The sequence below is a fragment of the Mesobacillus maritimus genome (assembly GCF_019749255.1).
GTDB classification, from domain to species: Bacteria; Bacillota; Bacilli; order Bacillales; family Cytobacillaceae; genus Mesobacillus_B; species Mesobacillus_B maritimus_A.
Window position 1 is genome coordinate 1 of record NZ_JACWFH010000025.1, and the last position, 23717, is coordinate 23717.

The 23717-nt window shown below is 39.0% G+C and carries 18 protein-coding genes, 22 tRNA genes and 1 pseudogene; 33 read left to right on the forward strand and 8 right to left on the reverse strand.

Annotation, left to right across the window (positions count from 1 at the left end; all coding sequences use genetic code 11):
• Positions 1–99: 99 nt before the first annotated feature.
• From H0185_RS17360 to H0185_RS17465, 22 genes are all read left to right on the forward strand, one after another.
• Positions 100–174, forward strand: a tRNA-Glu gene (locus H0185_RS17360).
• A gap of 36 nt (positions 175–210) precedes the next feature.
• Positions 211–286: transfer RNA gene (locus tag H0185_RS17365), tRNA-Val, on the forward strand.
• A gap of 38 nt (positions 287–324) precedes the next feature.
• A tRNA-Thr gene (locus tag H0185_RS17370) sits at positions 325–400 on the forward strand.
• Between the two features lie 29 nt (positions 401–429).
• Positions 430–502, forward strand: a tRNA-Lys gene (locus tag H0185_RS17375).
• 41 nt (positions 503–543) lie between these two features.
• Positions 544–628 (forward strand) — tRNA-Leu (locus tag H0185_RS17380).
• A 36-nt stretch (positions 629–664) separates the two neighbouring features.
• Positions 665–741 (forward strand) — tRNA-Arg (locus H0185_RS17385).
• A gap of 6 nt (positions 742–747) precedes the next feature.
• Positions 748–824, forward strand: a tRNA-Pro gene (locus H0185_RS17390).
• Positions 825–851: 27 nt separating this feature from the next.
• A tRNA-Ala gene (locus H0185_RS17395) sits at positions 852–924 on the forward strand.
• A 23-nt stretch (positions 925–947) separates the two neighbouring features.
• Positions 948–1021: transfer RNA gene (locus tag H0185_RS17400), tRNA-Ile, on the forward strand.
• Between the two features lie 7 nt (positions 1022–1028).
• Positions 1029–1121, forward strand: a tRNA-Ser gene (locus H0185_RS17405).
• Positions 1122–1153: 32 nt separating this feature from the next.
• Positions 1154–1230, forward strand: a tRNA-Met gene (locus H0185_RS17410).
• A 22-nt stretch (positions 1231–1252) separates the two neighbouring features.
• Positions 1253–1329: transfer RNA gene (locus tag H0185_RS17415), tRNA-Asp, on the forward strand.
• Between the two features lie 290 nt (positions 1330–1619).
• Positions 1620–1692 (forward strand) — tRNA-Phe (locus H0185_RS17420).
• A gap of 8 nt (positions 1693–1700) precedes the next feature.
• A tRNA-Tyr gene (locus H0185_RS17425) sits at positions 1701–1784 on the forward strand.
• A gap of 51 nt (positions 1785–1835) precedes the next feature.
• Positions 1836–1909 (forward strand) — tRNA-Trp (locus H0185_RS17430).
• A 6-nt stretch (positions 1910–1915) separates the two neighbouring features.
• Positions 1916–1991, forward strand: a tRNA-His gene (locus H0185_RS17435).
• A 38-nt stretch (positions 1992–2029) separates the two neighbouring features.
• Positions 2030–2104, forward strand: a tRNA-Gln gene (locus H0185_RS17440).
• A gap of 10 nt (positions 2105–2114) precedes the next feature.
• Positions 2115–2186 (forward strand) — tRNA-Cys (locus H0185_RS17445).
• Between the two features lie 4 nt (positions 2187–2190).
• Positions 2191–2272: transfer RNA gene (locus H0185_RS17450), tRNA-Leu, on the forward strand.
• A gap of 12 nt (positions 2273–2284) precedes the next feature.
• Positions 2285–2358: transfer RNA gene (locus H0185_RS17455), tRNA-Gly, on the forward strand.
• A 4-nt stretch (positions 2359–2362) separates the two neighbouring features.
• Positions 2363–2436: transfer RNA gene (locus H0185_RS17460), tRNA-Ile, on the forward strand.
• A gap of 23 nt (positions 2437–2459) precedes the next feature.
• A tRNA-Arg gene (locus tag H0185_RS17465) sits at positions 2460–2533 on the forward strand.
• A gap of 140 nt (positions 2534–2673) precedes the next feature.
• Here H0185_RS17465 and H0185_RS17470 read toward each other — a convergent pair.
• Positions 2674–3435, reverse strand: a complete 762-nt coding sequence (locus H0185_RS17470) for an AraC family transcriptional regulator (RefSeq protein ID WP_221874774.1) — start codon at positions 3433–3435, stop codon at positions 2674–2676.
• 262 nt (positions 3436–3697) lie between these two features.
• Between H0185_RS17470 and H0185_RS17475 the strand changes: the two genes are divergently transcribed.
• The 7 genes from H0185_RS17475 (at position 3698) to H0185_RS17505 (ending at position 11848) form a co-directional block, all read left to right on the forward strand.
• The gene (locus tag H0185_RS17475; RefSeq protein WP_221874775.1) at positions 3698–5440 is read left to right on the forward strand and encodes an ABC transporter ATP-binding protein; all 1743 of its coding nucleotides are present in this window, start codon (positions 3698–3700) and stop codon (positions 5438–5440) included.
• Positions 5433–7250, forward strand: a complete 1818-nt coding sequence (locus tag H0185_RS17480; RefSeq protein ID WP_221874776.1) for an ABC transporter ATP-binding protein — start codon at positions 5433–5435, stop codon at positions 7248–7250. Before H0185_RS17475 ends, H0185_RS17480 begins: the two co-directional genes overlap by 8 nt.
• Before the next feature lie 410 nt (positions 7251–7660).
• A complete protein-coding gene (locus H0185_RS17485; RefSeq protein ID WP_221874777.1) occupies positions 7661–8383 on the forward strand; it encodes a hypothetical protein in 723 nt (240 codons plus the stop codon).
• Positions 8384–8410: 27 nt separating this feature from the next.
• Positions 8411–8806: a GntR family transcriptional regulator gene (locus tag H0185_RS17490; protein ID WP_221874778.1), complete on the forward strand. Its 396-nt coding sequence runs from the start codon at positions 8411–8413 to the stop codon at positions 8804–8806.
• Positions 8807–8809: 3 nt separating this feature from the next.
• Positions 8810–9685 carry an ATP-binding cassette domain-containing protein gene (locus H0185_RS17495; RefSeq protein WP_221874779.1) on the forward strand — a complete coding sequence of 292 codons (876 nt, stop codon included), beginning with the start codon at positions 8810–8812 and terminating at the stop codon, positions 9683–9685.
• Complete coding sequence (locus H0185_RS17500; RefSeq protein WP_221874780.1) at positions 9682–10614, forward strand: ABC transporter ATP-binding protein; 933 nt, start codon at positions 9682–9684, stop codon at positions 10612–10614. The genes H0185_RS17495 and H0185_RS17500 overlap by 4 nt, the downstream gene beginning before the upstream one ends.
• Positions 10607–11848, forward strand: coding sequence for an ABC transporter permease (locus H0185_RS17505; RefSeq protein ID WP_221874781.1), 1242 nt, complete (start codon positions 10607–10609; stop codon positions 11846–11848). Before H0185_RS17500 ends, H0185_RS17505 begins: the two co-directional genes overlap by 8 nt.
• 54 nt (positions 11849–11902) lie before the next feature.
• Here H0185_RS17505 and H0185_RS17510 read toward each other — a convergent pair.
• Together H0185_RS17510 and H0185_RS24085 are read right to left on the reverse strand one after the other, a co-directional pair.
• Positions 11903–13106 (reverse strand): annotated as a pseudogene (locus H0185_RS17510) (MFS transporter).
• A gap of 204 nt (positions 13107–13310) precedes the next feature.
• Positions 13311–13775 carry a glycine zipper domain-containing protein gene (locus H0185_RS24085; protein ID WP_246629267.1) on the reverse strand — a complete coding sequence of 155 codons (465 nt, stop codon included), beginning with the start codon at positions 13773–13775 and terminating at the stop codon, positions 13311–13313.
• 207 nt (positions 13776–13982) lie between these two features.
• On the opposite strand from H0185_RS24085, the gene H0185_RS17520 reads away from it, so the two are divergent.
• Complete coding sequence (locus H0185_RS17520) at positions 13983–16064, forward strand: ABC transporter permease subunit (RefSeq protein ID WP_221874782.1); 2082 nt, start codon at positions 13983–13985, stop codon at positions 16062–16064.
• A gap of 75 nt (positions 16065–16139) precedes the next feature.
• On the opposite strand, the gene H0185_RS17525 is transcribed toward H0185_RS17520, so the two are convergent.
• Genes H0185_RS17525 through H0185_RS17535 form a run of 3 tightly spaced genes read right to left on the reverse strand, consistent with a single transcriptional unit; the run spans position 16140 to position 19786 of the window.
• The gene (locus tag H0185_RS17525) at positions 16140–17255 is read right to left on the reverse strand and encodes a Ger(x)C family spore germination protein (protein WP_221874783.1); all 1116 of its coding nucleotides are present in this window, start codon (positions 17253–17255) and stop codon (positions 16140–16142) included.
• A gap of 4 nt (positions 17256–17259) precedes the next feature.
• Positions 17260–18714 carry a spore germination protein gene (locus tag H0185_RS17530; protein WP_221874784.1) on the reverse strand — a complete coding sequence of 485 codons (1455 nt, stop codon included), beginning with the start codon at positions 18712–18714 and terminating at the stop codon, positions 17260–17262.
• On the reverse strand, positions 18686–19786 hold the full coding sequence (locus tag H0185_RS17535) for an endospore germination permease (protein WP_221874785.1): 1101 nt from the start codon (positions 19784–19786) through the stop codon (positions 18686–18688). The genes H0185_RS17530 and H0185_RS17535 overlap by 29 nt, the downstream gene beginning before the upstream one ends.
• 212 nt (positions 19787–19998) lie before the next feature.
• Between H0185_RS17535 and H0185_RS17540 the strand changes: the two genes are divergently transcribed.
• A complete protein-coding gene (locus tag H0185_RS17540; protein WP_221874786.1) occupies positions 19999–20514 on the forward strand; it encodes an ankyrin repeat domain-containing protein in 516 nt (171 codons plus the stop codon).
• Between the two features lie 66 nt (positions 20515–20580).
• Here H0185_RS17540 and H0185_RS17545 read toward each other — a convergent pair whose 3' ends face one another.
• The gene (locus tag H0185_RS17545; RefSeq protein ID WP_221874787.1) at positions 20581–20961 is read right to left on the reverse strand and encodes a VOC family protein; all 381 of its coding nucleotides are present in this window, start codon (positions 20959–20961) and stop codon (positions 20581–20583) included.
• Between the two features lie 241 nt (positions 20962–21202).
• Here H0185_RS17545 and H0185_RS17550 point away from each other — a divergent pair, with 241 nt between their 5' ends.
• Positions 21203–21343, forward strand: a complete 141-nt coding sequence (locus H0185_RS17550) for a YrzI family small protein (RefSeq protein ID WP_221874788.1) — start codon at positions 21203–21205, stop codon at positions 21341–21343.
• 141 nt (positions 21344–21484) lie between these two features.
• Here H0185_RS17550 and H0185_RS17555 read toward each other — a convergent pair whose 3' ends face one another.
• Positions 21485–23101: an ATP-binding protein gene (locus H0185_RS17555; protein ID WP_221874789.1), complete on the reverse strand. Its 1617-nt coding sequence runs from the start codon at positions 23099–23101 to the stop codon at positions 21485–21487.
• Positions 23102–23307: 206 nt separating this feature from the next.
• Between H0185_RS17555 and H0185_RS17560 the strand changes: the two genes are divergently transcribed.
• Positions 23308–23571: a CGCGG family putative rSAM-modified RiPP protein gene (locus tag H0185_RS17560; protein ID WP_221874790.1), complete on the forward strand. Its 264-nt coding sequence runs from the start codon at positions 23308–23310 to the stop codon at positions 23569–23571.
• The last annotated feature ends 146 nt before the right edge of the window (positions 23572–23717 follow it).

Here is a 23717-nt window from a genome sequence, read left to right on the forward strand (position 1 = left end):
TAAGCTTCTCAGCGCCGATGGTAGTTGGGGGCTTCCCCCTGTGAGAGTAGGACGTTGCCAGGCTAGCCTGAAAAGGCTCAATGATTTTTCATTAAATTAGGCCCCTTGGTCAAGCGGTTAAGACACCGCCCTTTCACGGCGGTAACACGGGTTCGAATCCCGTAGGGGTCACCAATGTTTTTTTCTTACTATAGAAAATAAACTTTCTTTGGAGGATTAGCTCAGCTGGGAGAGCATCTGCCTTACAAGCAGAGGGTCGGCGGTTCGATCCCGTCATCCTCCACCATAATTTTTTAGCGATAGCGAAAAAAACCATCAAGACTTGCCGGCCTAGCTCAATTGGTAGAGCAACTGACTTGTAATCAGTAGGTTGGGGGTTCAAGTCCTCTGGCCGGCACCACTTTCAACAAGTAGTATCTTAAACATTTAGAGCCATTAGCTCAGTTGGTAGAGCATCTGACTTTTAATCAGAGGGTCGAAGGTTCGAGTCCTTCATGGCTCATCAAAGTTATTTTCTTAATAATGTAAATAACTTTCTATAATGCGGGTGTGGCGGAATTGGCAGACGCACTAGACTTAGGATCTAGCGCCGCAAGGCGTGGGGGTTCGACTCCCTTCACCCGCACCATATTTTTTTGCACAAGCAAAAAAACGTTTCATAATTGCGCCCGTAGCTCAATTGGATAGAGCGTTTGACTACGGATCAAAAGGTTAGGGGTTCGACTCCTCTCGGGCGCGCCATTATAACGGGAAGTAGCTCAGCTTGGTAGAGCACTTGGTTTGGGACCAAGGGGTCGCAGGTTCGAATCCTGTCTTCCCGACCAGTTGTAATGTTTTAACTAAATCACCATGGGGCCTTAGCTCAGCTGGGAGAGCGCCTGCTTTGCACGCAGGAGGTCAGCGGTTCGATCCCGCTAGGCTCCATTTTATATACATCAAAGTTTACTGGACCCTTAGCTCAGCTGGTTAGAGCAGACGGCTCATAACCGTCCGGTCGTAGGTTCGAGTCCTACAGGGTCCATTAATGCGGAGGAATACCCAAGTCCGGCTGAAGGGATCGGTCTTGAAAACCGACAGGCGAGTCAAATCGCGCAGGGGTTCGAATCCCCTTTCCTCCTCCATTATTTAACCCTTTTTTTCTGAATATTATTATCGCGGGGTGGAGCAGTCCGGTAGCTCGTCGGGCTCATAACCCGAAGGTCGCAGGTTCAAATCCTGCCCCCGCAACCAATTCTTATCTCATTTTAAATATGGTCCGGTAGTTCAGTTGGTTAGAATGCCTGCCTGTCACGCAGGAGGTCGCGGGTTCGAGTCCCGTCCGGACCGCCATTACATATGAATAACCCAGTAGGTTTTTTCCTATTGTTGAAATAGATTGATTTGTGTTGCTCAGTAGCTCAGTCGGTAGAGCAGATTGCTTGCTCCATTAAAAGGCATCTGTGGCAATGGACAACTCACAAACTAGAAAGAGAAGCAAAACTTATTAGGCTCAGTAGCTCAGTCGGTAGAGCAAGTTGCTACCATCATTGAATAGGCTACTGCGGCAACTTGCGAGAAAAACCATAAGGTTATTCGAGCAATGGACACGCACGAACAACAAAGAGAAGCAATACTTATTAGGCTCAGTAGCTCAGTTGGTAGAGCAATGGACTGAAAATCCATGTGTCGGCGGTTCGATTCCGTCCTGAGCCACCTTTACTGGAGGGGTAGCGAAGTGGCTAAACGCGGCGGACTGTAAATCCGCTCCTTCGGGTTCGGCGGTTCGAATCCGTCCCCCTCCACCAAAGCTTTTTACGGATCGTAGCGGAGTAAAATAGCTTTCATATATAAACTTTAGGGGTATAGTTTAAAGGTAGAACGAAGGTCTCCAAAACCTTTGGTGTGGGTTCAATTCCTACTACCCCTGCCAACTATGGCGGTCGTGGCGAAGTGGTTAACGCATCGGATTGTGGCTCCGACACTCGTGGGTTCGATTCCCATCGATCGCCCCATTTTTAACAATTTTCGTATTGTTTGAATAGGATATGAATGGGCTATAGCCAAGCGGTAAGGCAACGGACTTTGACTCCGTCATTCGTAGGTTCGAATCCTGCTAGCCCAGCCATTTTTACTTCGGCGGCATAGCCAAGTGGTAAGGCCAAGGTCTGCAAAACCTTTATTCACCGGTTCGAATCCGGTTGCCGCCTTTATGCCGGTGTGGCGGAATTGGCAGACGCGCACGACTCAAAATCGTGTTCCGTGAGGAGTGTCGGTTCGACCCCGACCACCGGTACTTAAGATGATTGCGGGTGTAGTTTACTGGTAAAACCTCAGCCTTCCAAGCTGATGTAGTGGGTTCGATTCCCATCACCCGCTCCAATAGGGGCCTATAGCTCAGCTGGTTAGAGCGCACGCCTGATAAGCGTGAGGTCGGTGGTTCGAGTCCACTTAGGCCCATTTAGTTACATATTTTTTAATTAGCGCCTTTAGCTCAGCTGGATAGAGCAACGGCCTTCTAAGCCGTGGGTCAGAGGTTCGAATCCTCTAAGGCGCGTAAAAAAACCTAATCCTTACTCTAAGGGTTAGGTTTTTTTGATACAACGGTTTAGGTTTTCTTCTCGAATGAAAAAATACGCTGTTGATGTGATTTCAACAGCGTATTTTTGTGCTACCATAACGTCTTTCAAATAAAACTTATGTACTAGACAACTCTCGATACTTTCTAGGTGAATGGTTTGTGATTTTTTTGAAATTGCGGTTAAAGGAACGAAGATTATCATAACCGCAATTCATGGCAATCTCGCCAATGGACTGTTGACTATTTTTCAACTGATAACAGGCCTCGGAAATTCGATAATGTGTGAGGTACTCAGTGAAGGTCATGCTCGTCATTTGAACAAAAAGCTTTGATAAATAGGCATAATCGTATTGTAAGTGCTTCGCAACCTCTTTTAATGTACAATCTTTCCGATAATGTTTATCTACGAATAGAAGTATTTTGTGTAACACTTTGGTTTTTGTTGAATGTTCTACAGGCATGAAATCTGTATGTTCAACTAAATGACTACAAAAATCATACAGGAAACTTTTCTGTCTATAAATGGAATGTAATGCCTTCATATCAGGTATCTGGGTTAAATGGAACACATTATTTTTCGGAATAAATCCCTTATAATTCATAAAAAAATGGCCAATTAATTCAGGTGAGAAAATCACGACCGTAATCGTCGAAGACTTATTTGTTTTAAATTCATGCATTTGATTATTGAATATGAATGCTACATCCTTTTTCTTCATCAAGTATTCTTTTTGATCAATGGTTACGAGTAATTCGCCTTCATTCACAATGATAAGTTCATAAGCTCGATGAAAGTGGAGAGGGAAGTTGGCATTCACTAGGTTGAGAGAGTGAAAGGATTCTTTTTCTTCGACTCCATGATGCTCAAAAAATACCAAAACGATTACCTCCTTCATAAACACGAATATTGTCTTAAATTATACTATAAATGGAATAGGAATTGGTCAGGACGTTGTTAATAAGGAGGAAGTACATAAGATTATTCCTTTTTTTATGAATCCAGCGGAAAGTGTTATTATTCATATTCTTGTAAAATGGTATAATGATAAAATCTTTTAAATTTAGGAAAGGCTAACTAGTAGTTTTATATACATATACAAAATGACGTATTTAGAGCTAAAGCTAGATAAGGAGATTATCATGAAAGGTATGTTGGGATTACTTCAATACATAAAGCCATATAAGCTATTCGCTATCCTAGGTCCACTGTTCATGTGCGTCGAAGTGGCAATGGACCTTTTACAGCCAACGATTATGCAAATGATTATAGATACGGGGATTGCCAATTCAGATAATGCTTATGTAATAAAGTTTGGGTTGTTCATGCTCCTAAGTGCATTTATTGGTCTGTTAGGCGGGGTAGGGAGTTCGATTTATGCTACGAAAGCGGCCGTAAATTTTGCTACAGATATTCGTCGGGATGTGTTTAGAAAAACAGAGCAATTCTCCAATCGAAATACGGAATCTTTTGGGACTGGAAAATTAATTACGATTGTCACCAATGACCTTGCTGCGATTCAACAGGCGTTGATGATGACCCTACGCGTCTTTGTACGGGGACCGCTATTGTTTATTGGTTCGGTTGTAATTGTCTGGATGACTGCTCGAGAATTATTTCCTGTGTTGCTTGTAGCCATTCCGATATTAATCATTTGTATCTACTTTTTCTCTGTAAAATCAGGGAAATTGTTTGGACTCGTGCAAAAGGCAATGGACCTGGTAAATACAAAGTTGCAAGAATCATTAGCAGGTATTCGGGTAATCAAAGCGTTTGATTCCGGTCATTATGAAAATAGCCAGTTTACAACGGTCAATGCAAATTTAACAAAACGAAATCTTTCCGCTGAACAAGTTGTGTTCACATTGATGCCGATTATGATGTTTGTCGTGAATATAGCTGTGGTCGCCGGCCTTTGGCTAGGCGCCATTAAAGTGAATGAAGGCAGTCTACAAGTCGGAGTTATTTTGGCATTTATCAATTACTTGAACATTATGTTGAATGGTCTAATGAGTAGCAGCAATGTGTTAATGCAAATCACTCGATCATTCCCATCAGCGGAGCGGGTAGAACAAGTTCTACAAACAGAAATTGAACTAGATGAACCTGACAATCCGGAACAGCACTCCACAATTAAAGGAGATATCGAATTTAGACAAGTGAATTTTAGTTATAGTAAAAATGGAGAGTATGTGCTTAAGGATATTTCCTTTGAGGTAAAACAAGGCCAAACCGTTGGCATAATTGGTTCAACTGGAAGTGGGAAATCGACGTTAGTCAAATTGATTCCACGTCTTTATGATCCAGATACGGGAGAAATCCTCATTGATGGCGTTAATATTAAGGAATATTCATTAGAAGAGTTAAGGTCCGCCATTGGATTTGTACCACAAAAGGCGATCTTGTTTTCCGGAACGATCGAGGATAATTTGCACTATGGGAAAGAGGATGCAACCGAGGCTGAGATGGAGATTGCTGTGGAATCAGCGGCTGCAAGTGAGTTTATACAAGCATTCGATGATACATACACTCACACTCTTTTACAAGGAGCGACGAATTTGTCAGGTGGACAGAAACAACGTTTATCGATGTCTAGGGCTTTTATCCGGGACCCTAAAATTCTTGTTTTAGATGACTCTACCTCTGCGATTGATGCTCTATCAGAGGCGAAGGTTCAACAATCATTAAAACAAATGTTTCCTCAAACAACGGTGGTAATCATTTCTGCGAAGATCTCCTCGATCATTCATGCTGATAAGATTCTTGTCATGGAGGACGGGATGATTGAGGCAATGGGAACGCATGAGGAGTTGGTAATCACTAGCAAGGTGTATCAGGACATTTATGCAACCCAGAACGGGAAGGAGGATCTTTCCTATGAGTAAAAGTACAGCAGCGACAGCAGAGAACGCCATTGGCAGGGCTCGTGGGCCAAGAGGATTTGGTGGACCAGTAGTAAAAGCGAAAGACGCAAAGGGCACGGTAAAGCGAATTTGGCAGTATATGGAGAACCAAAAGCGAGCACTCCTTGCGTCGATTGTTTTTGTTATTTTTTCCACCTTGTTAAACTTACTAGCTCCCTATCTCATCGGGGTTCTGATTGATCACTATATCATGCCAAAGGACATTCCTGGGACGGTACGTTTCTTATTTCTCTTGGGTGCTGTCTATTCTTTTGCATCAATCTTTACTTGGTTACAAACCTATATGATGGTTCGCGTTTCATTGCGGACGATTCAGAAATTACGTGAAGATCTTTTCGCGAAATTTATGACTCTATCATTACGGTTCTTTGATAAACGAACACATGGTGACCTGATGAGTCGAGTCACGAATGATATAGAGAGTTTAAACAATGCGATGAGCCAAAGTGTGGTTCAAATCTTTTCTACGATTCTCATGGCATCCGGTGTGACGATTGCGATGTTTTCGCTCAATTGGGTGCTCGCCATCGTAACTTTGCTCATTGTGCCTTTAATGATGGTTACGACAAAGAAAATCATCAAGTATAGTAGTAGCAATTTTATTAAAAGACAGCGAGATTTAGGGGAGCTAAATGGATTTATTGAGGAAGCGATTTCTGGGAACGAAGTCATTACGTTATTTGGGAAAGAAGAAAAGGTGTTCAAAAGGTTTTCTGGAATTAATGAACGCCTCCGTTCTTCGGCCACAGCTGCCGAAACCATTTCTGGTTTTCTAGGACCGATTAATAACTTTATTAACAATCTTGGGTTAGGACTTATCATTGCAATTGGTGCGGTGATGACGGTTCAAGGAATGACAACCGTTGGGATCATTGCGGCGTTTGTTACCTATTCAAGGCAGTTTTACCGTCCAATCAATCAACTTTCAAGTCTATTAAATATGTTTCAATCTGCGATTGCTGGTGCTGAGAGAGTTTTTGAAGTGATGGATGAAACTCCTGCCTTAAAAGATAAAGAAAACGCAAAGAATGTTGACCGTTTTAAAGGAAATGTGGAGTTTTCCCATGTTTATTTTGGCTATGAGAAGGAGAAGGCAATCTTAAAAAATATCCATTTCGAAGCAAAGGCAGGGGAGAAGATTGCCATCGTCGGTCCAACGGGGTCAGGGAAAACGACACTCATCAACTTGTTAATGAGATTTTACGAGGTGAGTTCTGGCGAAATCAGAATTGATGGAGAGAAGATTCAAGACTATAAAATCAGTGATTTACGTAAACGAATTGGGGTTGTCCTCCAGGATACGTTTCTCTTTTCTGGCACCATCATGGAAAATATTCGCTATGGCCGTTTGAAGGCTAACGATGAAGAAGTCATAGAGGCTGCAAAACTGGCTCGAGCTCATCAGTTTATCAAGCATTTACCAGAAGGCTATCACACACAACTTACCGCTGGTGGCAGTAACTTAAGTCAAGGACAACGCCAACTGCTTGCCATTGCTCGAGCAATTTTAGCAGATTCTGATCTCTTAATTCTAGATGAAGCAACCTCTAGTATTGATACAAGAACAGAAATCCACATTCAAAAAGGGATGGATAGATTAATGGAAGGCAAGACAAGCTTTGTTATTGCCCATCGCTTAAAAACGATTGAAAAGGCAGACAAAATCCTCGTCATCAACCAAGGACAGATTATTGAAGCAGGAACGCATCATGAACTCCTTCAAAAGGAAGGCTTTTATGCGGAGATGTATGAGAGTCAGTTTCAAATCTGAGAGGTCTCTTGGAATCTTATTTAGTTATAAAATCGCGTGCACTTTACTCTTAGAGTAAGGTGCTTTTTTCGTAGAGTTTGTTATTAAAAACCTATGCTGATGTTAATGCAAGATAAGCTTAGCGCATGTTATAGGTGGTTGGCCCGTTCTTTTCTCATTATTAAAAGGCTACTTCGTAGTGAACCATAGCTTATTGCAACCTAATATGCATCCAAGAGCAACAATGTTTGAGAATAGAGTCTTCAAAAAAATGGAAGGCTTACATGATTATCAGACCCGAGTTAGTAGGAGTTCATTTTTACATTTTTCAAAAAAAATTTCCAGTAAGGGTAGCCATTTCGATTTCAGTGTCGTATAGTGTATATATAGATATACACACTATAACACTTAAATTTTAAGGAGGATCTATATTGGATAACTGGAAACAAGCCTTTTGGTTAATAAAATTTGAATTGAAAAAATCGATCTCGGCAATATGGCTTTTAATGTTGATGACGATTTTTTCCATCTACTTTTTTAAGATGTTTTTTGAATTCTATCGGGACACAGGAATTATCATCTATGAGTTATTTTTCCTTATTGTATTTGGAATCGCCGCAATATGGGCTAAGCCTAAGGAGTTTCAGTATCAAAAAATAAATGATCGTACATGGGGTCTTCCATACTTTATGACACTTAGCCAATTGCCCATCAAACGTGATATTTTGGTTCATAGCCGATTTCTTATTTATTATGTATACTCGATTCCTTTTCATGTACTGGTACTACTATTTGGGTACCTATTCACACCGGCACTTCAAGAGATGATTAACATCCCATCTTACATGGTATTTTCGTTGATATGGCTTAGCTATGGAATGACGATTGGATCTGTTTTTCCGGCCGTTGATGCAGGAGATTATATTACGATGTTGAGATCAGTGTTAACAACGATTCCACTCTTCTTTGGAATTGTGGTTGGACTTGTACTGATTCAAATGTGGACTGGGGAAGGGATTGTAACATGGACCATTATTGCTGCAAACGAATGGCCAATTTTATCTAGTTTGGTTTCGCTTCTATTTGCAGGAGGCAGTACGATGTATTGGCGAAGGAATATGAAAAATAGAATCCGGAAAGTAAATTATCTATGATGAAGGTGAAAGGAAGGAGGCAAAGAAATGCATCTTCCCATCAGACTAACAAAAGAGTCAAGGGAGCCGATTTATCATCAAATTGAAAATCAAATCAAGGCTCTTATTTCAAGTGGCCAGCTTAAAACAGGATCACCTTTGCCATCAATTCGCGCGTTATCGAAGGATTTAGAAACTAGTGTTATTACAATAAGGCGTGCTTATCAAGACCTTGAATATCAAGGGTTCATCAAAACAACACAAGGAAAAGGGACATTTGTGGCTGAGATTGAAGATGCTACCAAAGAAAAGGTAAAAGTGGACGCTGTTTATAAAGCACTTGAAGCAGCCATTGAAACAGCGCTTCGCCATGATTATACACCGATTGAGGTAGAGCAAATCTTTCATACGATTATCGCCAATTATAAAAATAAGGAGGAATAGGTTTTGGCACCTTCGATTGAATGTAAGAATGTAAGAGTAGAAAATGAAGACTTCGCACTAGGGCCCGTTAGCCTATCATTTGAACCAGGAACCATTTCTGCACTGGTAGGGAAAAATGGCACAGGGAAAAGTACGTTCTTTAAGCTGTTAATGAATTTAGTTTCCCCAACAGAAGGGGATATCACCATAAATGGTCAATCCATTCTAGGGGAGAATGAAGCTTGGAAGCAAAGGATTTCCTATCAACCACAAACTCTGAAGGGCATGGATTCGTTCACTGGAAAGGAATTGAAAAAGTTAATTTCAAATTATTATCCAACCTGGGATGAGGATTTGTTTACAAAGATGATCAACCAGTTTGGAATCCCCCTATCAAAGCCTTATGGCAAATTGTCGCAAGGGGTCCAAAAACAACTAAACCTCGCCTTAACCATCCCAAGGGACACCGAGGTTTTATTACTTGATGAACCTACAGCACATATGGATATCCCCACTAAACAAATCTTAATGAATATCCTCGTTGAATGGATGGAAAGAGGGGACAAAATCATGCTTATTGCCAGTCACGAAATTGAAGATATTCGTAAACTAGCAGACTACCTCGTCCTGTTTCAAGAAGGAAAGATTGTCGGGAATTATGTAAAAGAAGAACTAGCCGCTCAATACAAACAATACTGGCTAGAGCATCCACTATCATCTCAGCCCTTGCCAGGAGAAATCGCCCGAAATGGTGATCGCGTAATAATTAGCAATCATCCAGAGAAAACAGAAAGCTTCTTGTTAACTGAAAAACAGCGTTGGCTCAATGCAGAGGTACTTGATTTAGAAGAGATTATCACCATTGTATTGAACCATGAGAGGAAAGGAGAACCAATATGAGTGGGGAAATCGTCCTTAGTGTTAACCAATTAGGAAAATCATTTAAAGAAAAGAAAATTATTGAGAATATTTCTTTCGATGTAAACAAAGGTGAAATCATGGCGATTCTTGGTCCAAATGGTGCTGGGAAGTCAACAACCATTCGCAATATTATGGGAATCATGTATCCAGATGAAGGATCGGTTACTTTTCACCATTATAAAGCAGGCACGATTCCACGACATAAGATTGGTTACTTACCGGAAGAACGTGGCTTATATAAAAGTGTGAGTATTATGGATATTTTGTTATATTTCGCTGAATTAAAGGATTATCCTGTTGCCAAAGCGAAGCAACGGGCGCTTGCTTATTTGGCCAAGTTCGGTCTTGAGGGGAAAGAGAAAACGTCGATTGAGGAATTGTCCAAGGGGATGGGCCAAAAGGTTCAATTTATCGCCGCGATCATTCATGAACCTGAACTGCTCATTTTAGATGAGCCATTCTCAGGTCTAGACCCTGTCAGTCAGGAAGTCTTTAAGCAGGAAATAAAAGACTTAGCAAATAAAGGTACGGCAATTCTATTATCTTCGCATCAAATGAATCTAGTAGAAGAGCTTTGTGATCGCTTATATATGATACACCAAGGATCAAAAGTTTTGTCAGGGACGTTGGCTGAAGTGAAAAAAGATTATGCGAATTTTAAATGTAGCATCCATGGAGACAATGAAACGGCCCTCCTTGAAAAGATTCCTGATGTTCAACGTATAGAACAAAATGGAAAGCAATCCATCCTCTATTTATCCGTTGAAGTGGATATTCCACAATGGCTAAAACAGTGGCCAGATGGGATACAGGTTGAGGAATTATCCATTGATCGTACCACACTCCACGAAATATTTATTGAAATTGCGACAGGAAAGAGAACAAAGGAGGGAGTACGACATGCGTAATAGTTTTAAGGTTGCGAAATGGGAATTAAAGCGAAACATAAAGAATAAATCTTTCATTATCTCCCTTTTTTTAACGCCAATTCTCTTTATTGTTTTTGCGACGGTCCCGACCCTGCTTGAGAATAGTGATGAGCAGGAAAGTGTACATGTTTATATAAAAGATGAATTGAATAGTTGGAGTGAGATGGAAAAAGTGCTCGCCGCATTAGAGGTAGAGTGGGATGTCAACATGACAACGGAACCAGAGGCTGAGCTGCTGGAAAGATTACAAGAGCAAGAGAATACTGCTTATATCGCTTTAACAGAGGCTGCTTTAGAAGAAGGGAAAATTCAAGTTTACTTGAGTGAAAACGTAGAAGATACCTTTACCTATCAGCTGAATGGATTAGAAGAACCTTTAAGGCAGCTGCAATTACAAAAGCTAGGATTATCAACTGAAGAGATTGAAGTTTTAACGAAAGGCGTTATTTTCGAGGAAGTCCCGCTTACTGAAGCAGAGGAAACAGCCATGGGTGACCCTGAAGGGATAACAGCTGGTGCAGAAGAACAACTAAAACGGATCGTACCGGGTGCTACTGCTGGCATCATTCTATTCTCTGTAGTCATTACAGGCATGATGATTTTCCAAAGTGCTTCGCAGGAAAAGAAAGAAAAAGTAGCCGAGATTGTCCTTTCCTCCTTGACTCCAGAAGAGTTAATGAACGGGAAGATAATTGGATACTTTGGTCTGGGGATGGTGCAAGTGTTTGTCTGGATGTTATTTGCCATTCCGATTATCACCTGGTTTTTTGAATTTCCACTTTTTAGCTATTTAGTTGTTCCTGAGCTTCTATTGTTATTATTTATTTCATTTGCGGGGTATCTGCTTTTTGCCGCCATCTTTGTTGGCCTGGGTGCGACAGTAGAAGACATGAACGCAACAAGCAATTTTCAAGCAATGGTGATGATGCTTCCGTTTCTACCGGCCATCATTATTGGCCCAGTACTCTCGAACCCAAGTGGGTTGATTGCCCAAATTGGTTCCTATTTCCCGCTTACTTCACCAGCGATTTTGCTATTCCGTCTCTCGGTCCTGGAGGAATGGCCATGGGTTGAGATCATAATCTCTTTGGTTCTCTTAGTATCAAGTATTTGGCTCTTTATGAAGCTTGCTGGGAAAATATTTAAAACGGGTATCCTCATGTATGGGAAAAATGCTACACCTCAAGAAATTTGGAAATGGATTAGACAGTAAAACTAATTTCCACAATTGCACACTAGGGGCATAGGGATGACATTCTACTCTTTTCTACATGGAAGCAGTAGAATGCTCTCTGTGCTTTTCTTTGTACTCACGTACGAAAATAATTGTAAATCCCAGGCTAAGCAAGGATAAGTTAAAACCTATCACCCCAACCCAGTGAAAACTCTCCCAAAAATACCCGCCGATGGAGCCAACAAAGGACGAACCTAAATAATAAAAGAGTAAGTATAACGAAGATGCCTGAGCTTTATTTTCCACTGCGCGTTCTGTCACCAAAGCACTCACAATTGAATGACTAGCGAAGAAACCAAAGGTAAAAATCGAAAGTCCAACTATTTTGAAAATAACACTTGGAAAAAGAGTCAGAAGCGTTCCGAAAATAGCAATGATAAATGAGATTTTTAGAATAAAAGTTTCTCCAAACACACTCGCCTTTTTCCCCATATAAATAGAGCTAAAGGTTCCGCATAAATACACGATAAAAATAAAGCCAATAATCGTCTGACTAAGATGATAAGGAGGATGGGTAAGCAAAAATATAGTTATAGATGGAAACGAAGCTACCCATCAACAAAAATCCTAGCATAAATAAGGGCAATAGCTTTCTGTTTGTTACATGCATCTTATATGCACCATAGATTGCACCCCAACTCAATTTCTTTGTTTTAGGAGTTTGTGTGGTTGGAAGAGTATACATAAAGATCAAACTTAAAAGAAAGGTGAGCACCCCAATTGCAGCAATAGCGATTCGCCAATTGAAAAAGTCGGTCAAGACTCCCGTTACGATTCGGCCCGACATTCCACCGATACTGGAACCTGCGATGTAGAACCCCATAATCATCGAAGTATGTAGGGGATTGAATGTTCTTCCGATGAACGCCATTGCAATGGACGGCACACCAGCCACAAATACGCCTAATAGTGTCCTAAATAGTAGCAGGGTATAAAAATTGGGACTTAAGGTAGACAAGACACCTAAAATGGATGTGAGAATCATAGACAAAACCATGATTTTTTTCATACCAAGATAATCTGAGACGGATCCTGCTACTAGTAAGGTAATCGCAAGCAAACCAGTTGTCATTGATAAGGATAAACTGGCTACTGGGGCGGATACGCTAAACTCCTCAGCAAATAAAGGCATCGTCGGTTGTGTTGTATAAATCGAGATAAAGGGGACTAACCCCGCAATAAATAAGGCAAGCCGCGCTCGTTTGTATTCGCGTGTCCCCGGCTCAATATAGGTCATAGAAATCCTCGTTTCTTTATCCATATCTCTTCCATATTCTATAACTTGTGCATTGTAATGTCTATTGAAGGGATTGAGATCACGTAAATATCCGTAGGGGAGGGTTACTGGTTAATTACGAATGAGCGAAAAAGCAAGCAGTGTTTTTAGTCAATGCAAAAAGACTGGCAGATACCATTTGCTGTCAGTCTTTCGTGGGGAATTCTAGATTGTCCGTCCTTTTTTCTTCGCATCTACATCCAACCCAATCCCAATTGCAATTCCGATACTGAACCCAAACGATATTCCAAGTGCTAGATTATCTAAAAAAAGTAGACCAAAGACAACACCCAAACTTAAACCTAGCGACATATAGATACTTTGGTTCGTGCCCTCGGTCACTAACTTGTGTTCTTTTTGCAAATGCGAGATAAAGTTTTCCATCGTATGACGATGCTTTATAAAATCAGAACTCTCAAGAGATTGCCCTTTTTCTTTCAATTGGTGGATATGATCATTATAGGCAATTAATAATGTGCTGCATTCCTTACAATCTGGGGAAAAGGAGTCTAATCGTATCAGTACACGCTCCCATTTGTCTAAATCAAGTTTTTGGGCTACCTTTGGTTCAACACTTGATTTAAGTGCCATAACCTCTTCGAGTATTTTTTCGGAGTGTTCGTTCTTCATAAAATCCGACCTCCAATATTAAATGGATGTTCTTCTCCGCTGTCCAGGTCATTTATGCTTTCCTTCCTTATTTACGGATTGACAAATGAAAAGGTTTCAATCTTTCAATCTTAAGGCGATACTCAAAAAAAGCTCTTCAAATCTACTATTATTTGGTATTATGGGATTACATATTTTTCAATTATTCTGAATGAGCAGGGAGAAACAATGAAACTAGTAAAATTAATCTTCTTCTATTTATTGGGGATTGTGGCAATCCTCTGTGTAAGTGTCTTCCCACAGTACTTTTCAACAAGGGGAATGCCAGATTCAACAGGGTATTTTCAGCAACTTGCCTCGTTCCTCTTGGAAATCCTAAATCCGAACCAATGGCTATATACGGTTTCAGGTTCAAGTAGGGCGTTTCCAATTTTTGAGGTTTTGTGGGAACCATTTATTTATTCCATGCAAATCTTGCTTGGTGCGCTGGGATTAGGGTTCTTCTTTGCCTTTTGGTTTGCATTAGCAGCCACTTTTATGCCGAAAATCGTACTCAATCCAGTCAAGCGGGTACTCGATTTTCTTGAATCCGTTCCAGACCTTATTATTGCCGCACTTCTGCAAATGCTCGCTATCTATCTTTTTCAAATAACTGGGATTCATGTTTTTCGGGTAGCTAGTTACACAGAAAATGTATACCTAGCACCGATTCTCACCTTAGCAATCTTACCGATGGTGTCGATGTTCAAAATTTTGCTCCTTATGATTGAAGAGGAACTCTTAAAGGTTTATGTGGTCTTTCTAAAAAGCAAGGGAATATCTAGCTTGAGTATTTTGATGAACCATATAGTAAAAAATATCATGCCGATTTCGTTTCATCATATGAAGTTAATCATTTGGGGAGCGCTTTCCAGTCAGTTTATTATCGAACGTATCTTTAATATTCATGGCTTGACTCATTATTTATTAGAAAGCTTTACGCCTATGACCATTGCCTTTACCCTAATCTTGATTTTTACACCGTTTTATTTCTTCTTCCAACTTATGGAGTTATGGTTAAAAGAGGAGAACGCTTCAATGCACCAAATGGATAGACTAGGCACATGGGAAAGGTGGAAAGCAGGATTTTCTTTTCAGTGGATACAATCGTTTATCTCTTTTATTAAGGAGTGGAAATTACCGAGATTAAAGCTATGGGGTTCAATTGTACAAATGTCTAGTCTAGTTGCTCAGCATATGAAAAATTGGAAATTTGCACTAGGTAGCTTATTTTTTATTATTACCATAGGCTATAGTTTGATTTATTCATTTACAACAGATAATCACGTTGACCAAGTTAGACTCCTATATGAGGAAGACGGAACTACGCTTATTGGCAGGTCACCGTTTCCACCACCTGAACCCTTTTTATTAGGTTCAGACAGGCTAGGGTTTAGTATTTTTGATCAATTGGTAATCGGGGCAAAATACACTTTATTTTTTGCTTTACTTATTGCATTTTTACGTGTAATTGTGGGTCTATTATTTGGAACCTTTTATGCTTTTCGCTTAAGACCACACACGCAAACGTGGGTAGGGAGGATGGTTGACTCGATCCATTTCCTGCCATTAAGTTTAATCGCTTATATTTTGCTTGCTCCAATATTAATCCCGACAATGCAGGGCTTTGCCTATACGTTTACCGAGCGCATTCTTTTAGAAATCTTTATTTTAACCATATTAGTTGTTCCGTTGACGACCGTTTTACTAGGTAAGGAGATTAAGGAAGTACTCGAAAATGAATTTATTTCGAGCGCGAGGGTGTTAGGGGGAAGCGGGTTTCACGTATTTTGGCGTCATGTGTTCCCACATATTGGCCCGCGATTAACCATTGTATTTGGCCAACAGTTTATTCAAGTTCTATTAGTCTTTATCCACTTAGGTGTTTTTAATTTCTTTTTTGGCGGAACGCTTTTGAGCTTTGGCATGCAAGCAGATCCGCCGAGGTCGATGACTTATGAGTGGTCCGGTTTAATTGGGCAAATTGGCAGAAGTGCTCTTAGTAGTGAAAGGTACTGGTACTTATGGCCAATGGTAGCTTTTATGGTTTCTATTTTTGCCATGCAATTGATCATCCAAGGTGTAAAAGAAGTTCAACAGGTGAAAGTTGGCGTTTTATATAAACTACCTAAAAGGAAAACAAGACGTGACAAGAGACTAGAGACAACTACCATTCAGGGGCAACACCTTGCCAAGGATCATTTTATTAGAAAAAATAACGGATTACATGTAAGTAGTTCCGTTTCAGTGAAGGAACAAATGAAATCGTAAACCTAAAGAATAGACCAAATTGCAGATGATTTGGTCTATTTGTTTTTTTGATACTACAATCGGTTAGACTAAAATCTATCTTTTATAATGTAAAGTATTAATAATGTTAAGGTTAACTTCTATTTTATTGATAGAATCTTTGCTTATTGAAGGAATGTTCTTTAGATTCCATTCTTTTAAGTGATAGCGGTAAGTTGTTTCACTAATATTTAATAAATCGGTTTTTAACTCTTCACTTTTCTCTATGGTTTTCATCAGTTCCTCTTTTATTTCCTTTTCTAATTCTTTTTCAATGCGGTCATAACTAATATTTTCCTGATTCTGGTCAATTTGAGCGTCCATTTTCAAGATTAAGTTATAACTGGGTTTGGGGCCACTAATAACTTCAATTCTAAATTTGGGTTTTTGTATAAGCAAACTCACTTTTTCTTGAAATAGCGAATAGGGAATGTTTGTTACATTTTTTGATGCCCATTTCACTCCTACTAAGTCCTCTTTATCCACCCATCCTTTAAATTGCTGTTGAGATATAGCAAATCCACCCGTTAAAGTTGAGATATTTTTCTGCTCATCGCCCTTGAAAAAATTCGTATCGTTTAGAGCAATGGATGGAATGATAAACGAACCAATTGGCTGAAAAAAGGCGGAGACAAATTTATTATACTCTTCTATTGGAATGATAATGGTGTTTTTTGTAAGTAAGTTTGGACTGTGTAGAATTGTATAAGTGGATGGAAAGTTAAAAAAACTTTCGCCCAAAAAGATATCTTTGATATTCTCTTGAGTCCCCATAAGCCAGATATTGTAACGCAAGAAAGGGTTTTGGCCGATAAAATCAATGACAGAATTCATTTTTTCCTTGATGACATTCTCGCTTAAAAGGATGGTATTTACATGTCCATAATAAAATGGCAATGCTGAGTTTTGTTCTAATAGGTCTAGAGCCGAGTGTATGCTCTTACCCTTTGCTTCGCCAATTAACATTGGGGCAGATTGTTGAAGGGAAGTAGTCCCTTCTTGTTTGGCGATATTAGCAAAATTTTGTGCCTGGGTATAGACGATAAATTCATCGTCTGCGTAATCAATCCCTAATCCAGTAATATAGGTTTGACTTTGGATTTCTTTTGCGTCGCAACCAACAAGTTGAAACAGTACACTCCATAGTGTGAGTACTAGAATTGTTTTTTTCATACTCTTACTCCCTTTGTGAATCACCATCAACAGGTTGATAGGCTTGGTTTCGTTTCTTCATAAATTTTAGAGGTATCCTGAAAAGAGCTTTAATGGTATCTTCTCGATTTGGGCGAGCTAGATTTGAGAAATAAGGATAACCAAAACTTTGTAAAGAAACGAGTGCTGTAATAATAATGAAAAAGGCGATAAAAAAGCCATATAACCCTAATAAAGACGAGATAAATAACACAAAAATACGCATTATAACAATATTATTTGACATGGACTGATTGATTAGGATGTAACCAGAAATTACCGTAATGGAGATCACCACTAAACATGAAGGAGATGTTAAGCCTGCCCGAATAGCCGCATCCCCGATAAATAAACCACCTAGAACCGCAACTGTTTGGCCAACAGGTTTTGGAAGACGAATGCCAGCTTCTTTAAATAATTCAAATAAGGTCAGCATCAATAATGTCTCTATTGGAGCAGAAAATGGTAGACCTAATCGAGATGCTGATATAGTTGCGACCAATGAATAGGGTAGCTGGTCAATTTGAAAAGATATTAAAGAAATATACAATCCCGGGAAGAAAATAGTTGTTAGAAGTGCAATCATCCGCAATATTCGAACAAGACTAATGTAAAAAAAACTATCATGCATGTCTTCGGGTGAATATAAGGTTTGATTGAAATTTGTGGGACCTATTAGACAGGATGGATTCCCGTCTACTAAAATGACAAATCGACCTTGGTTTAACGATTTAACAGCAAAATCAGGTCGTCCTGAATGATCCATTAAGGGAAAGAGTGAAAACGTTTTGTCATACAGTCGTTCCTCAATTTCATAACTACTCACGATCATATCCACCTTAATCGATTCTAACCTTTTTTTGACTTCATCTAGAACGGATGGGTTAATAATATCGTCAATATATTGGAGGACGATTTTTGTTCTACTTCTTTCTCCAATAGAGTATTCAATACTTTTTAAAGAAGATGTTTTTAACCTTTGACGGATTAATGCCATGTTATCAGAAATATTTTCAACTAGCCCATCCCTTGGTCCTCTGATGGAGGATTCTAGATTGGATTCTTCAGGACTTCTCTTTGGGATCTTTGATAGTGGGATAAAAAACAAGTCATTAAAATCATGACTAAAGACGAGCAACTCACCTGAAAATATCTTTTCTTCAATTTCTTGTTTTGCCTTTTGTAAATCCTTGAGTTTACTGGTTTCGAGAACATTGCTTATTAAATCATAGGTTAAGTATTGATGCTTTTCCCACACCTGATAAATAGTAGGAGTCACTTCATTCAAGCGACTCATATCGATTAATTGTGAGCAATACATAAATTCCAATGTGAAATCTGGATATGTTTTCTTTGTTACCACGATATCTGAGGAATCTTCAAACCAAGTATTTAATTGGTTTATGATGCCTTCAACTTTGTTCATTTCTGCTTTCTTCATGTTGAACCCCCACCAAGCGAATCAATAGTAAAAACAATAGGCTAATCCCAATTTGAAATCCAAGGCTAATGGGAAAATAGTACGTTTGTAAAAATAAATAAAAAGATCTTGCACTCCATGGAAGATATGCGCCAATGATTAGGATGAAATAAAGGGTAGGAAGTAACCAATGTTTTTTCTTAGTATGATTAAATAACCTTTCAACTATAAACATTGATAAGCTGATTCGAACAAATGCCCCTGAAAGCCACTGGAAAATAGAGAGAAAATCTAGACGGGTAATGTGTTCACCTATCTTTAACAATCTCCACTCCTCATAGGCAGGATTGATTAATTTTGCTGCCTCATGTGGGCCAAATTCAGATAGAGCTCCTGTAAGTGGTCCTAGTATTAACAACACAAGCATGATTCCGGTTAAGACTAGCCACTTAACCTTAAGTTTATTTTTAATAAAGGGAGTTAAAAACAATAGAAAAAAGATATCAAATAAACCAGAACATGAATATATAATTCCGTGCAAAAATTGGCTGTATCCATTTTCAAAAATAGGGAATAGCAATTCATAGTTTTTACTTGGAGAATTTCCTATCCCAACTAAAAAACCAAAGATTGAAACAATCGGCAAGGTTAGAAGGGCTATGGTACTAATCGTAAGTAATCCTTTCGACGACGAGTAGTAGCAAACGAATGCGAAAAGTGTGATGATGACAATATCAGGAGTATCAAGGGTATAGTTTCCTTTTGCCCAAAAAAAAGTGAATTTTAAAGTGATGAAGGCTTCTAGTAAAAAATAGGACCCAAGAATCATTGTAAGCAATATATAAAACCAATTATGAGTAAATTTTTCTTTAAGTAATGAAAGGAAGTCACTTTGTTTATTTATTTTTTTATAGAGATAAAAGACAAAGAGAATCCAAATGAGAAAGGGTACGGTACTACAAATAACACTTAACCAAGAATCTCTACTAGAGGTGGTTAAAAGGATTGGGATAATCAGGACATGAACCATAAATCCTGTAGACATAATCATAAGTATATAGATATGAATTGCCCGAATCGCTTTTTCATTCAATCTTAAACACCTTATTTCTGGTTTTTTCTTCAAAAGATAGTTTTGCCTGGAAGAGGAGAAATATTCTAGCGATGATAAGGGTCAAATTTAAGGTATGAAAATCCAACAGTTTTTTCTATAGCATCCGTAATCTTCTCAAAGGGAAAGGGAAAGGAGAAGAATGGCCCTTTATAGAATCTAATAGAAGCGTGTAATAAGAGGAGATGGTTTGAATGAATGAAGGCAAAATCGTGAAAGAGCTTTTCCATGCTGCAGAAAAGAATGATATCCGCACATTAAAGGAGTTTCTTCAGATAATTCCGAGTCTAGCAAACACAGAAAATGAAGAGGGGTTAACTCCGCTAGGTTATGCGGCACACTTTGGTCAAAAAGAGGCAGTCGAGCTGCTGTTAGCTTTTGGAGCCGATGTTAATGCGGTTTCTCACTCAAAAGTAAGCTATATCCCTTCGAATACAGCATTGCATGCGGCGATAGCAGGGGAGAGGAGCCTAGCTGTGATTCAAACGCTTTTAGAACACAAGGCAAAAACGACTATAGTTGATAGCAATGGACACACCTGTCTCCATACAGCTGCATACCATGAAAATAATCCCGATCTTATCCAGCTATTAATTGAATCTGGGGCTTCAGTCAGTGCGAAAGGGAAAGATGGGAGGACCGCGTTAGAATTAGCGGAGGAACAAGGACATATAAAAGTTGCCGAACAATTACGAAGGAATCCTATATAAATCAACGAAGTGGGAGAAAAGGCAAGCATAGTGATCCATTCACTATGCTTGGTTTAGTTTATTATTTCAAAGATTATGATTAATTTCGATTACATTTCCCTCAGGATCTTTAAAGTGTGCGACTCGAATTCCCCAGTCTTTTCTATCGTGTGGCTCATTAATAAAGCCTACTTTCGATTGAAGTTCTTCATATGTTCGATCTACATCGGCTACTCTGAAAATTAACATGGACTGAAACGTGTTTTCTTCTAAGCTAGGCAAGCTTTCACCCATATCCTCTAGCATTTGTAGCTTTTCAAAAATGGCGAGTTGTGTAGTTCCAACGGTAAATTGCGCATAGTTAGAAGATACATCGCCCCATGTACAAGGGAATTGTAATACCTCGCTATAAAATTTATAGCATTCTTGATAATTGTTCACTAATAATCTTGTATGAGTCAGTTCCACACATTTCATCCTTTCAATAGCTTTTAAGCTCATTCCATTTTTTATTTCTACCTCTATGTTTCTAGTAAAAGCGGAAGATTCCTCTAATTTGTTCCAGTCTACCTCAATAAAGGGTTAAAAAATGTGACTTTCCCCCGCAACGTTTTGCCTTCCTCAACCGTTATCTCTATAGAATCAACACCAAATAATGGCAACATTACATTGGTGGATGAATTCAAAAAGATAAAAGGAGGTTAGAAACATGACTTTAAACCTTATCTTATTTACGATTAACATAAAAAAACGCGAACTTTCAATAGAAGAAGAGCTGCATAATCAAATGGTTGAAAGGCATATGGAAGAGCATAAGGCTCGTCAAGCATCCATCTTGCGTCAGGTATAAAAAAGACCTCACGTACCAATTACACGGAGGTCAGAGTGCCATCATGTTAAAAAAAGGACTGAAATCCAATGTTCAAAGATGGATGTCGGTCCTTTCAATTGTCTATTTTCTCGATGTAAAGGGTTCCTTCAAGTCATAGTTTTATGGTAATTCTTTTGCATAAGGCAATTCGATGATAAAGATTGTGCCTTTTTCATTGCTTTTCATATGCATGGTTCCATCGTGGTTTTCAACAATGTTACGGGATACCGATAACCCCAATCCCGTTCCGGCATCCTTTGTAGTAAAGAATGGTTCAAAAATATTGGGTTGGATGGAAGGGGGGATTCCTTTCCCGTTATCGCGAAAAATAAACTGTACTTTGTTGTCTACAAGTTTTGTACAGATATCGATTCTTAGAGAAGATTGCCCTTTTGCATGCAATGAATTTTGAAATAAATTAATATACACCTGTAGAAGCTCTTCACGGTTACAAAGGATGGGAAGAGAGCTGGTTGTAGAATCCAATTCAATGTTCATTTCAACATTGTGTAGCAACGCCTCACTTTGGAGAAACTTCCCTATGTACCCAATAAGCAAGTGTTCAACTGTGATCGTTTCATCCTGTTTATATGTAGGTTTAGATAATCTTAAAAAATCAGAAATGATCTTATTGGCACGATCTATTTCCGGAATTAATAAACTAGAAAATAATTCTGAGGTATTTTCATCTACTTGCTCATTGAGATATTGTAGATAGCCTCTAACGGTTGTTAATGGATTTCGTATTTCATGGGCGATTCCCGCTGCGATCCGACCGGCTAGCGCTTTTTTCTCAGCTTCCTTTATTTTTTCTTCCATTCTATATCTTTCCGTGATATCTCTAAATTGGCAAAAAACACCAATCATTTTTCCATCTTCATAAACGGGCTGTACATCTAGTAAACTGATGATGAGTTTACCACCATTGTTTGTAAATTTAATTTCCTCATTTTCAAATGTTTTCCCGTGTTCGATGACTTGGTTAAAATAATTCCCCGTCAAAGGGAACTCATATATGCTCTTGCCTATCACAGAACTTCTCGTGAGATCGAACATTTCTTCAGCAAATTGATTAAACTCAGTAATTAATCCTTTTTCATTTATAAGGATAATGCCATTTCTTGTTCTGGTAATCATGATTTGATTTAATAGATTCAACTTTCGATTTTGTCTTCTAAGCAGCAACTCTCTTTCAATCGACTCAACGACCTGTGACAACATCGTTAATAACATTGGATTCTGAAAAGGTATCGGCGTCATGATATTGAGAGTACCTAATAAATTATCTCCATCTATATAGTGAAAGGCAGCGCCATAACAGGCTATTTCATGGAGATGCCTATGGTAATGGTTTGTCCCGATTAAGCTGATTGGGTGTCTTTGTTGCAATGCTAAACTAATAACGTTTGTCCCTACATCCTCTTGGGTAAAGCGACTCCCCATTTTAATTCCTAATTCTTCAACCGTTGATTTAATGGTCTCATCGCCTACTATATCCAATAGGTATCCTTTTGAATCAGAGACGACAATCAATACGGGTGTTCCTCCTAATGCATCCAAAACCTTGTTAGAGAAATAGCTGATAACAGATAAGATTTCGTTATACTCAACTCGTTTTCTCGAAAGCTCCTGCTCAGACATAAACGTTTTAGGACTTGGAACCTTGTTTGGATCCATGCCATTTTCTAAACAGAATCTTTTAGATTGAGTTATATAGTGTGGTTCGTTGTCACTCATCCTTTTGCCACCTTAAAAATAATCAAAAATACGATAGTAACATTGTAAACATAAATTCATAAAAGTTCTATAGGGTAATTGGAAATAGGGAGAACGAAAACGAGGTTGCTGATTCTATATAAACACGTAAATATCCTTTTAAACAGTGATATAAATCAACTTTCCCCTTCGCTTCCACCATTAAAATAAAGAAGAGGAGGGATACCATGGCGAAAAACATCAATTGGTCCATTTCACTGGAGCATGATGAATATGAAAACAATCTAGAACTTGTTATTCATGATGCTGTTGATGCAGTAGAGGAAACAACCCTTGGGCATTATGTAAATTTAGTTACCCCTGAAGGTTTTGGGCACCCTAAGGATTATTTAATAGAAGCACTTGCTACCATCTTTGAAAACAAGATTACAATGAAATTTATCGATCAATGCGGTTGTGGGGGGTACGTACTACAAGTATGGAAAGAATAGGAATATACCTAATTTGCTTTGAGGAATATCGAAATCGCCAAGTGATCTTGAACTATTATGAAGAAGATGACTTTTTATGGAGGAGGGAGGGATTTCATTTTACATCAATCAAGGTCGACCATGAACAGATCACCTTTAAACGAAAA